The organism is Arundinibacter roseus (assembly GCF_004348825.1).
Classification (GTDB): Bacteria; Bacteroidota; Bacteroidia; order Cytophagales; family Spirosomataceae; genus Arundinibacter; species Arundinibacter roseus.
This window is the reverse complement of record NZ_SMJU01000001.1, coordinates 325,336-340,144: the sequence shown is the minus strand read 5'-3', so window position 1 is coordinate 340,144 and position 14,809 is coordinate 325,336. Positions and strand designations below refer to the sequence as shown.

The window sequence follows — 14,809 nt, the reverse complement described above, 5'->3', positions numbered from 1 at the left end:
AATAGTTAAGTTCAAAAATAAGGCATCATCGAAAATCTTCCCGTTGTTTTTCGATGAGTGCCCGCATGGGTTGATAGCGACTCATAAACGACTGATAGTCGGTTTCTGACGCCAATTGCTGGACCTTTTCGGCTCCTTCGGTGGCCTGACTCAGCAGTCCTTGTTCAACACTCATGAAGCTGTATTGTTCCCAAAGTAAGGGAGAGGAAGTATTAAACCGGAGCGCATTCAGTACAATTTCGTAGGCTTTTGCTGCCTGTTTTTGACTTCTCAAATAAGCCGAAGCCTCGCTCACGACCGGTCCACCCACTGGGTTTGCCTGAACAGCCCGCAGGTATGCCGCTACGGAAGGTTTTTTTCGGGCTTCGTTGAGAAGTGAATCTCCCAGAATTGCCGGGTTTTTGCCTGAATCTATTGCTTTACGGAGTAACGGAATTGCGGTTTCGGCACCTACCTGTGGCAGACGTTCCAGCAAAATACCCGCAGCGGCCTGCTGTCCAAGAAATGCATTGGCCAGAATTTGCCCAATGAGCCCTTCGGCACCAGGTACTTCTGAAAATGCCTGAGCAGATTGTTCGTAAAGGCCAAGTTGCATGAGCCAATGTCCGGAAATTTTGCGGTACAAGGGCACTTTTTCTCCGCCTTCTTCTACCAGCGCCTGCATAATTTCGAGCGCGCGCACCCGGTCTCCCGAGTAAAACTCCGTGTACAACGATGCCAGCAGAAGGTCGTCGGCCAGGAAAGGATTTTTATTGGCCAATGCAGGAATAAGCCGCGTAGGCAGGCTGTCGTGCCGGGCCTGATTGAGTGAATAATTAACGATATAGGCTAATCCTGACACATTAAGTAATGAATCAGGACGAATGGCGGTTGACAAAAAGGTAGTCTTGGCGAAGTTTTTACGCAGACTCTGAACAGCCAGCCAATTGGCCTGCCAGGAAGGGTAATTTTTTTGAGGTAAATCTTTGACCAAAGAATCAAGTAACGTTAAATCTGCGTTTTTTGCCCAAAGTGCCAGTAAGTTACTGGCTGGAACTTCGTTGGATCGGGATGCAAGGGCGGCCTGTTCGAGGTAATAGTACGCTGAGTCGGCTACATCGGTCCGGGCGTATAGCATGCCCAGATTGTTAAGCAAATGGCTACTTTTAGGAAAATGCCGGATGCCTTCCTGCAAACTGTACACGGCATCAAAGAAAAGATTTTCCTGAAAAAGAACATTTCCAAGACCAATATATGCCTGTGGCGAAGGGTTTTTGAGGGTTGCCTGTTTGTAATAATATGCAGCGGCGGTTTTGTCATCCTGCCGCAGCGCCAGGGATGCCAGCGCAAAGTTTGATTTATGATTCTGAAACTCCTGCTGCAAAGCCATCTTGTAATATTGCTCTGCCAAGGCATACTCGCGGGTGTGCGTATACAAATCACCGAGACCGTTGAAATAGCCCGCTACGCCCTGATATACCGGAAGTAAGCCTTGGGTAGAGATCAGAACAATGAATCCGGCAAAGCCGAATACCCGACTTTTGGTCAGGTCAAAACGCAGAGGTTTGTAGAGTACTTTATGTACGGCAAGGCCCTGCTGCATCAGTGGATAAAAATTGGCCAGGACATAAAATAAAAATAACGCACTCATCGCCAGCTGACTATTCGTAACGGCATCTTCCAGTACTTCCTGTAAAGGGTCATTGGCTGTATGCAGGATAAACGCCGAAAAGGCAAGTGCTACTACAAAAAGCCCTGTGTAGAGCCAAAAGCCCATGCCCCGAAACGAAAGTACGCCCTGCGAAGCATCGGCTCGTTTTTTGAACCCCCAGATGCCCAGCAGTCCCGCCACAAGCCCCGGCAACAACGGGCTGACGAACGAAAGGTCGGCATCTATCCGTCGGGTATTGTGCAAAAAAAGTAAAAGCAGATTGAGAAGATAAAAGCTGCTGATAACCAGAAAAGGTATCAGCGATGATTTTCCGGCCCGTCCGCTTGTGCTTACCCAAACCAATCCGGCCATGATTTCAGTAGACGACATCAGAATGAAGACCAGCGTCAGGCCAAGGCCCATAGGTAAGCTGAAAACTGCGGCAGTAAGGAGTGGCTCAGAAGATGACGAGGAAAAGCTTACTACCAGAACGAGAATTGCTGTGAAGAGTCCGAAGAGAAAAAAGCGAAGCAGGATGCCCATATCAGGCCGGAAAGCATGAAAATAGTAGCTTATCCCACCATACCCCGCCACGGCCAGCAGAAAAAATAGCCGGGAACCTTCGCCACCTACACCCAGGGTGTCGGGCCGGCAGGCGGCTAGTAAAACGATAAAAAGGATCATTGCACCCAGGTACCAAAACCGAGGCAAAGACGGCAGAGCAGATAAAACCAGGCATAGGCCCAGTAAAGCCACAACACCAAAGAGGCGGATCATGGTTAAATCCAGTTCCATAAGTCCGGCACCAAACTGCTCAGACGTAAGGTAGGCAGGAACTGTGACGCCAAATTGCCAGCCTTCCAGCGGGAGCAAATCTACCACTACCGGAATCTCCGATAGCTCGCTGAGGACATCCCACTGCACACTGTGAGAAAGCGGATCACCGAGTTGAATTACAAAGAGAATAAGGGCAAAAGCCAGCAGGCCAAGCGCACCGAAGGCCAGCCGTTGTTCGGACATAGACCAGGCCTTCCAAAAAAAAAGTTTTTCCATAGGTACTGTAAAACGACTTTTCTGAAAAATTCTATACGCTTTTCCAGGAAAGGGGGACGATTTCTAAAAAATATCCAATAAATGAAGAACGAGCCACTTGGTACTGACCAAATTATCTTCTAATTTTGCGGTCTTGAAAATAACCTCTTGACGATAATCATATTTTTACAATGGCAAACGCGACAAACATAGGAAAAATTACGCAGGTAATTGGACCAGTAGTTGACGTATCGTTTGAAAACAGCGAGCGCATCCCTTCCATTCTCGATGCGTTAGAAGTCTTAAAACCGAACGGTCAGAAAGTAATCCTCGAATGTCAACAGCACCTGGGCGAAGATCGGGTACGTACCATCGCAATGGACGGTACAGAAGGTCTCCAGCGTGGCATGGAAGTTAAATCCTATGGGTCTCCAATTCGTATGCCCATTGGCGAAGCTATTAAAGGACGCCTCTTCAATGTAGTGGGCGACGCCATTGATGGTCTTAGCCCCGTAGATAAAGTCGGGGGGATGTCCATTCACCGGGCAGCACCCAAATTTGAAGACTTGGCTACATCTACCGAAGTTCTTTTTACCGGAATCAAAGTAATTGACCTGTTGGCCCCTTATGTAAAAGGAGGAAAAATTGGTTTGTTTGGTGGTGCCGGTGTGGGAAAAACCGTATTGATTCAGGAATTGATCAACAATATCGCCAAAGCGTATGCAGGTCTTTCTGTATTTGCTGGTGTTGGTGAGCGTACCCGCGAAGGAAACGACCTGATGCGTGAAATGATTGAAGCCGGTATCATCAAATACGGCGACGCATTTAAGCATAGCATGGAAGAAGGTGGCTGGGATCTTAGCAAAGTAGACTATGAGCAATTGAAAGATTCTCAGGCTACGTTTGTGTTTGGTCAAATGAATGAGCCTCCCGGAGCCCGTGCCCGTGTAGCACTTTCAGGTCTTACAATTGCCGAATATTTCCGCGATGGAGACGGTGAAGGACAAGGTCGTGACATTCTTTTCTTTATTGATAATATCTTCCGCTTTACACAGGCGGGTTCAGAGGTATCCGCTCTTTTGGGACGTATGCCCTCAGCGGTAGGGTATCAGCCGACACTTGCAACCGAAATGGGTGCTATGCAGGAGCGGATCACATCTACCAAGCGTGGGTCTATCACATCGGTTCAGGCAGTATATGTACCTGCGGATGACTTGACTGACCCTGCACCTGCTACGACGTTTAACCACCTTGATGCCACTACGGTATTGAGCCGGAAAGTGGCCGAAAAAGGAATTTATCCTGCGGTGGATCCACTCGATTCAAGCTCACGTATTTTGACTGCCGAAACCCTCGGTGCTCCTCACTATGACTGTGCACAGCGGGTTAAGAATATTTTGCAGCGCTACAAAGAATTGCAGGATATTATTGCCATCCTTGGTATGGAAGAACTTTCCGACGAAGATAAACTCACCGTATCACGGGCGCGTCGGGTAGAACGCTTTTTGTCGCAGCCCTTCTTTGTGGCTGAGCAGTTTACAGGTTTGAAAGGAGTTTTGGTAGATATCAACGATACTATCAAAGGCTTTAACCAAATCATGGACGGACAGTGGGATCACCTTCCCGAAATGGCCTTTAATTTGGTCGGTACGATCGACGACGCCAAAGTAAAAGGTGAGAAGATGATGGCAGATGCTGCAAAATAAATCACGTGCAAACTCATGATTCTAGAAATAATAACGCCTGATAAAAAGGTATTTGCCGGAGAGGCAACTGCCGTTACTTTTCCTGGAACCGAAGGGCAATTTCAGGTACTGAATAGCCACGCCCCGCTCGTTAGTACGCTCGGAAAAGGAGAGGTTGTGGTAGAAACGTCAGCTGCAAAGCAGGTTTTTACCATTGACGGAGGCGTAGTAGAAGTACTCAATAATAAAGTGTTGGTGTTGGCCGAGGCTATTATTTGAGTATTTGTAAATAGATTTATAAGCAAAAAGCGGAGCCCATCGGGTTCCGCTTTTTGCTTATAAATCCTGTCCTAGTTTTCTTCTTTGGGAGGTGTCGCTTCCCGTTTTTTAGATTCTTTTTCCGGAAATTGAATCTTCCGGTAAATATCTTTCAGAAAAACAGGCTTCCCAATATGGCAAAAAATACAGTGAATCGCAGGCACTTAGTTCCTTGCCCGTTCGGCTTTGCGCTCCTGCCGCTTTTCTTTTCGTTCTTTTTTTCTCTCTTCCCGTTTGTTGCGGCGATCTTCCCGGTATAGTTCCCATGCTTCTTTCACACTTAGCGTATTATCAAAAGTATCGGTCAGTGCGGAAACGTAAGCATTACGCAGAACCCCGATTAATATTGGCCAAAAATCAGTTTCTATGTTCTCAATGTTGCCTTCAAGCGGAATACGTGTAGCGACCTGATCTTTGAGTTTGTTTTCCAGGATTTTATTTCCACCCTCGGCAAGCAGCTCTCGGACAAACTGCGTAACTGTTCGCTGATCGCCTTCGTTCCATTCAAAAATCTGCATGTCACGAGTCAAAGGTTTTAGATATCCCTGAATCTGATTATCAGTAAGTTTCATTTCGCTGATCAAATCAAGTGAGCCACTTTCAAAATCAATACCTGCGTAGCGTTTGGCCAACGTATTGAGTTTTTGAAGTTGCAGGCCGCTTAGTTTCAGATTATAATCAAAATCAGGTATTTGTTTCAGAAGCTGCATGCGGGCGTCGAAAGTCAACTTTCCGTCATAGCCCGGCAAATCGCCCGATGCTCGAACAGGAGAGGGCAAACTGTCGGAATTGTCATCTACATTTCTAATATTTTCAATTTCCAGCTGAAAGTTTTTCATGGAAAGATCCGTGCTGGGCTGACTCACAATATTGGTCAGGTTGATGGTGCCATCTACCACCGAAAATTTATTTATCTGAATCGGAATCAGATCTTTAACTACCTGCGTCCAGTCGTTTTCAGCTCCGGTCTGACTGGCGTTTTCATCTTCACTGAAAGCAAAATTTACCTCAGGACGGAAACAGGTCACTTCTGCAACCAACCCTCCTTTAAATAACGCGCTCCACTGAACCGCTAAATCCATTTTGGGAATCAGCAGAAACGGCTCTTCAATTTTACCATTAATCTTCCGGATATTGATGCTGTCGATCTGATAGGCACCTCGGTATAGTGCAATGTGTACATCGCTGATGTGTCCCGTGTAACCATCCATATCGGCAAGTACTTTATTTACATATCGTACCACAAAATAGGGCAGGATCAAGCGCGCGATGATGAGAACGACGAGTATTCCCAGAAAAATTTTTACAGACTTTTTCAAAGCGGTTCTATCTAAATGAAAAAAAGGGAGTTCCAATTTTTTGGAACTCCGTTGATTAACTAGAACCTTTAAAAAATAATGCCAATAGATAAAGTAGTGGAAATTACCCTGCCATTTCGGAGTGAATTACCTCCATGTTGGCAAGAACAGTATCTTGAAAGTCAGGGAGTTCGGAGAGATTAACGCCCCAAAGTTCTTCATTTGCAAGCAGGCTGGCAAGCAGCGTCGCAGGATCTGACGGGTACTTTTCCCAGAGCTCGTAGAAGTAACCTGCGGCATCGCAACGGATCGGGTATTTTATTCCATTCAATTCACCAAAATACGCACCGTCACGATTCTCGGTCGCTTTCATAAAAAGGACAAAAGCAGCAAAACCCTGCGCCATTCGTGCAGGTACGGTGCCAAATTTCTCATAGTGTGATCGTAGAGTCGGGATATTTCGCATCCGCATTTTGGCCGTATACTGCACTGTAATATCAATCAATTGATGTTTGATGTACGGATTTCGGAAACGATCCAGCACCTGATTGCCGAAGGTACGTGCGCGATCCAGGTCTACTTCGTACGGAATAGCCGGGGCGAGTTCATTCAGCGTGAGGTCCGTAATAAATTGTTCCATTGCCGGAGTTTCCATGCTTTCGCAGACGGTTTGTAGCCCCGAAAGAAAAAATAATCCTACACTGAACGTGTGCGAACCGTTGAGCAGGCGAAGTTTCAACTCACGATGCAGATTTATATCCGGGTTAATGACTACGCCAGTGTCAGCCTGTGCAAAACTCAGGACAGATTTTACGTGGTCGCCGCCCTCAATAGCCCATAGCCGATATACTTCCGACATAATCAGCAGCTCGTCCTGATATCCCAAACTTTCCATGAGCGTCCGTTGAGTATCTTCATCGGGCAAACCGGGCACGATGCGGTCTACCAAAGAGCTGCAAAAATGCGTGTGGTTGGTAAGCCATTGGATAAACTCGTCTCCCAAAGTATGTCGGCGGGCCTGTTCGAGCACGATGTCGCGCAGCTTAGGGCCATTGTCAACCACAAGTTCGGTAGGAATAACCACCATGCCGCTTTCTGCTGAGCCACCAAACGCCCGAAAACGCTCGTACAAAAATGCCGTAAGTTTGCCCGGAAATGAAGTTGGCGGAGAAGCCGTAAGGTCGTCTTCCACCAGCTGAATGCCTACTTCTGTGGTATTGGAAATGACGATTTGAAGTTCTGAATTATGGGCGCACTGCACGATTTCGGCCCAATCGCTTCGGGCCGAGAGGGTGCGGCTAATGGCAGTATTGATAAAAGTCTGTTCAACAACCTGTCCATCCTCAACGCCCCGGATGCAGTGCGTAAAGAGGTTTTCCTGATCCGAAAAAGCATCCACGCCGCCCCTGTCCGTCGATTTAACGACTACGATTCGCCCATTAAAAATACCTTCCTGATTGGCTTTGTGAACGAAATAATCGGGCAGACCCCGGAGTAATACGCCCGTACCAAACTGAATTATTTTTTCGGGAAGAGCAAGCAGCCTTGCCGCATCCGGACAAAGTTCTGGGCGCTGCTGTAACAAAGCGGGTGTCAGTTGAGGCGTATTCATTGCGAGTTTTGTAGAAAGGCTACTGTTGGTTGAACGTTAGATTATATACCGGAACGTATGGTACGGTAAAGGACGGATAATTGCCGGCTGAACCCTTACGGTTAGTTGATGCATAAGGTTATGGGATATTAATCTTCCGTTGTTTTGTCCCAAAGTAAACCTATATCATCACTTTGTTGGCGCTCGTGGACACAGGCAAAAGTTTTTTTATGCTGATCTTTCTACCTTTATCCAAAACAACCCTCTAATTCAGCAAAACCTATGAAAACCAATCGCTACTACCTTGGCTATGCGCTTAAAGTCTGCGTGGTCTATTTTATTCTCGGCCTTGCGCTCAAAGATTTTTATCCATTTATTAAAAGTCTGTTCGATTCTAAGGCAGACCACGCCCTGATCTTTAATGAATGCCTGCATTCGGTCAATTTTTTGAGTGTTATACTCAAATCAATACTTGCTGCATGCGTAGTGACCTACCTCGCCCGGCGTAGAGATTTGAAGAAACAATCTGCGAATTAGAGCGATGAGTACACTACTATTTCAAAAATATCGAGGTGTAAATTTATCTTCTATATATTCAATAGGGAGGAATTGGTGGCAGGAAAATGGAGAAAAACACTGGCGCAAATGGGGTATTTGGCTGTGGATATTGCTGATACTTACTCTATGGATGTTGACCTCACATGCCCTTGACGACATGTACAGAGGCTGGCAGGATTCGTGTCAGGGCAAAAATTATTCCTACGATTCTAAGGCCTCTGCGGACTCAAATTTCCCATCCGTCCCATCTACAAGCCTTGCTTTTACCATCTTTTTGATTTTTCCTATGGTACTTTTTTTTATGGTTCTTGTAGGAATAGTACTGGGTCAACTCCATTATTGGTTTATTTATAAGCCCATTTTCAAGAGTTATAGAATTGCTAATTTGGTTTTATATGTCTTGACTTCTTTTTTGATCTACGATATAGTTCTTGCTAAATACATGTTCAGCGAAATCGAAGATAAAGATTCGATGGCAGGGGCCATTTGGATTACCTCCCTGCTTTTTTCAATTATTTATGATTATAAAAAATCGGAAGAAATACGACAAGCGATTGAAAAAGAAAGAGATAGGGCACAGATTGAAATGCTCAAAACACAAATAAATCCTCACTTTCTGTTCAATACCCTCAACAATCTCTATGGCACCGCACTTGTGGAAGAAAGCCCAAAAACAGCCACAGGAATCCTGCAATTGGCCCAAATCATGCGACATTCGGTAGAGAGTTCAGAATTGGAAGAAATTGAGATTGAGAAAGAAATCCGGTTTTTACAAGATTACATAGAACTGCAAAAAGTGCGTATTCCCCGAAGACCAAATATTTTAATTGATACAAAATTAAATTGGGACGAAACCCCGGCCCGGATTGCACCGTTGATCGTGATGACTTTTGTCGAGAATGCCTTTAAATACGGAATAAATCCTGAGCAGAATTGTTTCATTGATCTGTCATTACTTGTTGAAAATAAGCGACTTACTTTGACTTGCCGAAACAGTATCGTGACGCGTATCCAAGTAGAGAAAGGAACAGGAATGGGGCTAAAAAATACCATCAAACGCTTACAAATTTTGTATCCTGATCGACATTTTTTAGATATTAATTCTGACAACGGAGTTTATGATGTGTCCCTAACTCTCAACCTCACATGATACAGGCAATTGCCCTTGACGATGAACCGATGGCTTTGGAAGTCATTCGGTTATATGCCGAAAAAGTGAGTTTTCTTACGTTGGCTGCGACTTTTGAAAGCGCGACGGATGCCTTGCAGTTTCTTCACAAACACCCTGTTGATTTAGTATTTCTGGATATAAATATGCCGGATATTTCCGGCCTGGATTTTTCAAAACTATTGCCACCCACGTCAGGATTTGTATTTACTACGGCCTACTCAAACTTTGCGGTAGAAGCTTTTCAACTCAATGCGGTAGATTATCTGATCAAACCTTTTGATTTTCACCGATTTCTTCAGGCTTGTCAAAAGGGGTACCGATTTGTGAAAAAGGAAGCGGCTGTTAGTGAATATATTTTTGTAAAATACGGTTACGATTGGGTGCGCATTACTCTTGCCGATTTGTTATACGTAGAATCTGATGGGAATTATTTGAAATTCAAGGAGAAAACACGGCAGACTGTTACCCGAATGACACTAATTGAAGCGCAGGAATTGCTCCCTTCAAATCTTTTTGTACGAACTCACAAATCGTTTCTGATTAATCTGACGCACATTCAAAAAATTGAAAGGCATCAAATCAAAGTTGCGTCAGATACTTTCGTCCCGCTGTCATCTGCGCATCGGATTACGTTATTGGAAGAACTTCGCAGGCAGTGGAGAGTAGCCTGAAAATGATAATTTGGAGGAGAAAGTATACTAAAAAGTCATTGCAGAGACGTACTAAAATTTATACGCCTCTGCAATGAAAGAAACTTTTACAAATCTATCGCCTCACCGTAAGCCGCTTCGGTAGCGCCTTTTACAGCTTCCGACATCGTGGGGTGAGGGTGAACGGAGCGAAGAATTTCGTGCGAAGTAGTTTCGAGCTTGCGCGCTACTACTACCTCTGCGATCATCTCCGTCACGTTGGCGCCAATCATGTGGGCACCGAGCCATTCGCCGTATTTGGCGTCAAAGATTACTTTTACAAAACCATCTTTAACACCCGCCGCTGACGCTTTACCAGATGCCATGAAGGGGAATTTACCAACCTTAATGTCATATCCGGCTTCACGGGCTTTGGCTTCAGTCATCCCTACGGATGCAATTTCGGGCTGACAGTACGTACAGCCGGGAATATTGTTGTAGTCGAGAGCTTCGGTTTTGTGACCGGCAATTTTTTCTGCACAGATAATCGCCTCAGCCGTGGCTACGTGCGCCAGCGCCGGGCCAGGCGTACAGTCGCCAATAGCATAGTAACCCGCTACGTTGGTTTCGTACCACTCGCTTACCAGAATCTTGCCGCGTTCCGTTTTGATGCCTAGTTCTTCCAGACCAATATTTTCAAGATTTGCCACTACACCTGCTGCCGAAAGAACCACGTCTACCTCAAAAGTTTTTTCTCCATCGGGTGTTTTTACAGTTACTTTACAGCCTTTGCCGCTTGTGTCAACTTTTTCAACAGATGAATTGACCAGCACGTCAACGCCCATTTTTTTGTATTGCTTGGCGAGTTCTTTCGAAATATCATCGTCTTCTACCGGAACCATTTTTGGCAAAAACTCCACGATCGTAACCTTGGTACCCATGCTTGCGTATACATACGCAAACTCTACTCCAATGGCTCCTGAACCAATCACGAGCATTGTTTCGGGCTGTTTTTCAAGGCTCATGGCCTTGCGGTATTCGATTACTTTCTGGCCGTCGATTTTTACGTTTGGCAATTCACGAGCCCGACCGCCAGTGGCGATTATAACCCCCTTACTTGCTGCGTATTCTGTCTTTTTACCTTCTTTATCAGTTACTTCTACTTTCTTGCCGCCAATCACCTTGCCATAGCCCATGATGACGTCAATTTTATTTTTCTTCATCAAAAAGGCTACGCCCTTGCTCATGCCGTCGGCTACCCCGCGGCTGCGTTTGATTACTGCCGAGAAATCAGCAGAATAGTCGCCAACGGTGATGCCATAATCCTTGGCGTGCTTGATGTATTCAAAAACCTGAGCACTTTTGAGCAGCGCTTTGGTCGGGATACAGCCCCAGTTAAGGCAAATTCCGCCGAGGCTTTCTTTTTCAACAATTGCAACTTTTAATCCTAATTGTGAAGCACGAATAGCCGCCGGATAGCCCCCCGGGCCGCTTCCAACCACAATAACGTCGTATGTTTGAGCCATTTCCTTTTAGGTTTGGGTAAAAATGGTTTTACTTTTAAAACGTCACAAAGGTAATAGGTTTTGCCCGAATGCCCACTAGAAACTCCCGCCAACGGTCCCGTAAAAGTTGCTATATTTGTGACTTTATTTTCGCTCCTGTATGTTTTGTATACAGCAAACAGGCGTATCACTAAACTTTTTATTCTGATATGACACAAGATCAGTTGAAAGACTTGAAGGCCAGAGTTGAGGCCTTGGGGAGGTATCTTTGACTACGGTCATCGTAAAAAACAACTCGACGAATTAGAGCAGCAAACCGCTCAACCAGAATTCTGGACCGATTCTGACCGCGCCGAAAAGGTGATGAAGGAAATCCGGGGATTGAAGTTCTGGACCAATGGCTACGAAGAACTCGCCCGCAGGCGCGATGATTTGGACACGATTTGGGAATTTTATGAAGCCAACGAAGCTACCGAAGAAGAGGTAGACGAGGAAGGTAAAAAACTCGCCGAAAAACTCGATGAAATTGAGTTTCGGAAAATGCTGGGTGAAGAAGGCGACGACCTGCCTGCCGTTATTGAAATCAACGCCGGTGCCGGCGGAACCGAGTCGCAGGACTGGGCTTCTATGCTGATGCGGATGTATATTATGTGGGCCGAAAAAAATGGCTATAAAGTACGCGAAGTTGATTTGCAGGATGGCGATGTAGCAGGCGTAAAGTCTGTGACGCTGGAAATTGAAGGAGAGTATGCCTATGGCAATCTTAAATCCGAAAACGGTGTTCACCGGCTGGTACGTATTTCGCCGTTCGACTCCAACGCCCGCAGGCACACGTCTTTTACCTCGGTCTATGTGTATCCGCTGGCGAATGATGATATTGAAATTGAGGTAAATCCTGCCGACATTACCTGGGATACTTATCGCTCAGGTGGAGCCGGAGGGCAAAATGTGAACAAGGTTGAAACCGCCGTGCGGCTTCATCACAAACCTTCGGGCATCGTGATCGCCTGTCAGCAGGAACGCTCTCAGCTCATGAACAAAGAAGTAGCTACCCGACTTTTGAAATCAAGGCTGTATCAGATTGAGCTCGAAAAACGAAATGCTGCCCGTGCTGAGGTAGAAGCGTCTAAGCGGAAAATTGAGTGGGGCTCGCAAATTCGCAGCTATGTACTCGACGACCGGCGCGTGAAAGACCACCGGACGGATCATCAAACGTCTAATACAGAAGCCGTTCTGAACGGTGAAATCAACGATTTTATTAAAGCTTACCTGATGGAATCCTAATCAGAAACCAACGGATCGTGTATGTTCCCTCCGGATATTTTTCCGGAGGGATTCTTTTTTAAGCAAACCCGCATGAACGAATTCCCCCTGCATGTGACCCGACTAGGCAATGGACCAAAGGTGCTGCTGGCCTTTCATGGCATCGGGCAGGATGGCGCCGGCTGTTTTCAGTCATGGGCCGAACTGTTGGGGCATCAATACACGATCTATGCCTTTGACCTTTTTTTTCATGGAAAAAGTAACGTAACGCACCATGAACTTAACTTTGAAACAAAGCTCTCGCCGCTAACCAAAGAACGCTGGCAGCAGCTGATGCAGACATTTATCCTCGCCCAGAAGCTTACACACTTTGACCTCGTGGGATTCAGTATGGGCGGGCGTTTTGCGTTGGCAACGGCCGAGGGATTTCCCGCACAATGCAGGCAACTTTTTTTGCTCGCACCCGATGGCGTTTCCGAACATCCCCTGTATAGACTAGCTACTCGTTTTTCGCCTGTTCGGGCCGTTTTTCGGTACGTGATGCAGCACCCGGCAATCATGTTTAGCGCCATGAGCCTGGCTCAGAAAATGAGTCTGATACCGGTCAGTACGGCTCGTTTTGTAAAAAATATGCTGCAAACCCCGACGCAAAGAGATGTCATTTATCAGTCGTGGGTACACTTTCGTCGGCTTCGCTTTTCAATTCCAGAATTATATGAACACCTGCAAACCAACCATGTCAAACTCTGGCTTTTTGTGGGTACGAGGGATACTATTCTTCCGGCCCGACAGGTAAAGGCTCTCGCCAGGCTGTTGCCCAAAAATCAGGTAGTAATTTTGGAATGTGGCCATGCACAGTTGGTAGCCAAAGCTGCCCGCTATCTACTTCAACAGAATGATTTTACAGGATCATATTGATGAAAAATAGCCCGCTTACCTGGTTTTGATGTATTTTAACAAAAAAATCAGTACTAAACTCGATAGCCAATGACACGAAAATTTTGTTTTATTTTTCTATTTCTGGGTTTGACCAACTCTCAGGTATTTTCACAGAATAAACTCAAAACCGAAAATGTAATTTTAGTGACGATGGACGGCATGCGCTGGCAGGAGGTTTTTGGTGGAGTGGATTCTACCCTGATTCGCACCAAAAAGTACACGCCCGATACGAGTGCACTGATTCGCCAGTTTTGGGCCGCTGATCCGGTGAGTCGTCGGACTAAACTGATGCCTTTTCTATGGGAACTAGCTCAAAATCAGGGACAATTGTACGGAAATCGGTGGGAAAATAATTATGTGAATTGTACCAATAGTATGTGGTTCTCGTATCCTGGATACAACGAAATTTTGACCGGCAGCCACGATGATGAGCATATCAAAAGCAATAGCAAAACCCCCAATCCGAACACGACTATTTTAGAGTTTCTGAACAAACAGCCTGCATGGAAAGGCAAAGTAGCGGCCTTTGGGAGTTGGGATGTTTTTCCGTTTATAGAAAATTACGCCCGTAGCGGCGTGTACGTAAATGCAGGCTATGAATTGTCCAAAGACGAACCCCTGAGCGACCGGGAAAAACTAATCAACGAGTTGCAGGAAACGCTGCCGCGCGAGTGGGAGGGAGTACGCTTCGATGCTCTGACGTATCAGCTCGCCAAAGAATATCTAAAAAAACATAGGCCTAAAATGCTCTTTCTGGCATTAGGCGAAACCGACGATTTTGCCCACGATGCCCGCTATGACCATTACCTGAAATCGGCCAAAGCGACGGACGACATCCTTCGGGATTTGTGGGGTTATTTGCAGGCGCAGCCACAGTACAAAGGAAAAACTACGCTGATTTTGACCACAGACCACGGTCGGGGCGATATAATTAAAAGCCAATGGACTGGCCACGGGGACGAAATTAAGGATGCGGGCGAAATATGGATGGCGGTGATTGGACCGGATACACCCGTGTTGGGTGAAGTAAAATCGCCTGGTCAGCTCTACCAAAATCAGGTGGCCCAAACCATCGCCCGCTATCTTGGAACTACCTTTGTGGGAAATCGCCCGGCGGGAGAATATTTGAAGAGTGCCTTTAAATAAATGTTGACTAAGGAAAGAAAAATCATAGGTAGCCTGATGGAAAA

12 protein-coding genes are annotated in these 14,809 nt (G+C 46.0%); 8 read left to right on the top strand and 4 right to left on the bottom strand.

Going from position 1 to position 14,809, the window contains the following annotated elements:
* Positions 1 to 25 precede the first annotated feature (25 nt).
* Positions 26 to 2,683 carry a UDP-N-acetylglucosamine--peptide N-acetylglucosaminyltransferase SPINDLY family protein gene (locus EZE20_RS01470; protein ID WP_132113722.1) on the bottom strand — a complete coding sequence of 886 codons (2,658 nt, stop codon included), beginning with the start codon at positions 2,681 to 2,683 and terminating at the stop codon, positions 26 to 28.
* Positions 2,684 to 2,853: 170 nt separating this feature from the next.
* Between EZE20_RS01470 and atpD the strand changes: the two genes are divergently transcribed.
* Entirely contained in the window at positions 2,854 to 4,368 is a 1,515-nt protein-coding gene (gene atpD / locus EZE20_RS01465) for a F0F1 ATP synthase subunit beta (RefSeq protein WP_132113720.1), read from the top strand.
* A 15-nt stretch (positions 4,369 to 4,383) separates the two neighbouring features.
* Entirely contained in the window at positions 4,384 to 4,626 is a 243-nt protein-coding gene (atpC, locus tag EZE20_RS01460) for an ATP synthase F1 subunit epsilon (protein ID WP_132113718.1), read from the top strand.
* A gap of 203 nt (positions 4,627 to 4,829) precedes the next feature.
* Here atpC and EZE20_RS01455 read toward each other — a convergent pair whose 3' ends face one another.
* Entirely contained in the window at positions 4,830 to 5,984 is a 1,155-nt protein-coding gene (locus EZE20_RS01455) for a DUF748 domain-containing protein (RefSeq protein ID WP_132113716.1), read from the bottom strand.
* A gap of 103 nt (positions 5,985 to 6,087) precedes the next feature.
* Positions 6,088 to 7,575: a tagaturonate reductase gene (locus tag EZE20_RS01450; RefSeq protein WP_132113714.1), complete on the bottom strand. Its 1,488-nt coding sequence runs from the start codon at positions 7,573 to 7,575 to the stop codon at positions 6,088 to 6,090.
* Between the two features lie 261 nt (positions 7,576 to 7,836).
* Between EZE20_RS01450 and EZE20_RS01445 the strand changes: the two genes are divergently transcribed.
* The 3 genes from EZE20_RS01445 to EZE20_RS01435 all read left to right on the top strand — a co-directional run bounded on the left by EZE20_RS01445 (position 7,837) and on the right by EZE20_RS01435 (position 9,954).
* Positions 7,837 to 8,091: a hypothetical protein gene (locus EZE20_RS01445; RefSeq protein ID WP_132113712.1), complete on the top strand. Its 255-nt coding sequence runs from the start codon at positions 7,837 to 7,839 to the stop codon at positions 8,089 to 8,091.
* Between the two features lie 307 nt (positions 8,092 to 8,398).
* Positions 8,399 to 9,262 (top strand): sensor histidine kinase, encoded by an 864-nt coding sequence (locus EZE20_RS01440; RefSeq protein WP_165933379.1) that lies wholly within the window; start codon positions 8,399 to 8,401, stop codon positions 9,260 to 9,262.
* On the top strand, positions 9,259 to 9,954 hold the full coding sequence (locus EZE20_RS01435) for a LytR/AlgR family response regulator transcription factor (RefSeq protein ID WP_132113708.1): 696 nt from the start codon (positions 9,259 to 9,261) through the stop codon (positions 9,952 to 9,954). The genes EZE20_RS01440 and EZE20_RS01435 overlap by 4 nt, the downstream gene beginning before the upstream one ends.
* 86 nt (positions 9,955 to 10,040) lie before the next feature.
* On the opposite strand, the gene lpdA is transcribed toward EZE20_RS01435, so the two are convergent.
* Positions 10,041 to 11,438, bottom strand: coding sequence for a dihydrolipoyl dehydrogenase (gene lpdA / locus EZE20_RS01430; RefSeq protein WP_132113706.1), 1,398 nt, complete (start codon positions 11,436 to 11,438; stop codon positions 10,041 to 10,043).
* Between the two features lie 188 nt (positions 11,439 to 11,626).
* On the opposite strand from lpdA, the gene prfB reads away from it, so the two are divergent.
* The 3 genes from prfB (at position 11,627) to EZE20_RS01415 (ending at position 14,765) form a co-directional block, all read left to right on the top strand.
* Positions 11,627 to 12,701, top strand: a protein-coding gene (gene prfB, locus EZE20_RS01425; RefSeq protein WP_132113704.1) for a peptide chain release factor 2 whose coding sequence is annotated in 2 segments (ribosomal slippage) — positions 11,627 to 11,686 and positions 11,688 to 12,701 — 1,074 coding nt in all. Because the reading frame shifts where the segments join, the coding sequence is not laid out codon by codon here.
* Positions 12,702 to 12,773: 72 nt separating this feature from the next.
* Positions 12,774 to 13,598 carry an alpha/beta fold hydrolase gene (locus EZE20_RS01420; RefSeq protein ID WP_165933378.1) on the top strand — a complete coding sequence of 275 codons (825 nt, stop codon included), beginning with the start codon at positions 12,774 to 12,776 and terminating at the stop codon, positions 13,596 to 13,598.
* Between the two features lie 69 nt (positions 13,599 to 13,667).
* A complete protein-coding gene (locus EZE20_RS01415) occupies positions 13,668 to 14,765 on the top strand; it encodes a sulfatase-like hydrolase/transferase (RefSeq protein WP_132113700.1) in 1,098 nt (365 codons plus the stop codon).
* Positions 14,766 to 14,809 lie beyond the last annotated feature (44 nt).

What these genes read in the sequence shown, in the direction of transcription:
- EZE20_RS01470 (WP_132113722.1), bottom strand. Translation starts at nt 2,683, where the DNA reads ATGGAAAAACTTTTTTTTTGGAAGGCCTGGTCTATGTCCGAACAACGG.
- EZE20_RS01450 (WP_132113714.1), bottom strand. Translation starts at nt 7,575, where the DNA reads ATGAATACGCCTCAACTGACACCCGCTTTGTTACAGCAGCGCCCAGAA.
- lpdA (WP_132113706.1), bottom strand. Translation starts at nt 11,438, where the DNA reads ATGGCTCAAACATACGACGTTATTGTGGTTGGAAGCGGCCCGGGGGGC.
- EZE20_RS01435 (WP_132113708.1), top strand. Translation starts at nt 9,259, where the DNA reads ATGATACAGGCAATTGCCCTTGACGATGAACCGATGGCTTTGGAAGTC.
- EZE20_RS01420 (WP_165933378.1), top strand. Translation starts at nt 12,774, where the DNA reads ATGAACGAATTCCCCCTGCATGTGACCCGACTAGGCAATGGACCAAAG.
- atpC (WP_132113718.1), top strand. Translation starts at nt 4,384, where the DNA reads ATGATTCTAGAAATAATAACGCCTGATAAAAAGGTATTTGCCGGAGAG.
- EZE20_RS01415 (WP_132113700.1), top strand. Translation starts at nt 13,668, where the DNA reads ATGACACGAAAATTTTGTTTTATTTTTCTATTTCTGGGTTTGACCAAC.
- atpD (WP_132113720.1), top strand. Translation starts at nt 2,854, where the DNA reads ATGGCAAACGCGACAAACATAGGAAAAATTACGCAGGTAATTGGACCA.
- EZE20_RS01440 (WP_165933379.1), top strand. Translation starts at nt 8,399, where the DNA reads ATGGTACTTTTTTTTATGGTTCTTGTAGGAATAGTACTGGGTCAACTC.
- EZE20_RS01445 (WP_132113712.1), top strand. Translation starts at nt 7,837, where the DNA reads ATGAAAACCAATCGCTACTACCTTGGCTATGCGCTTAAAGTCTGCGTG.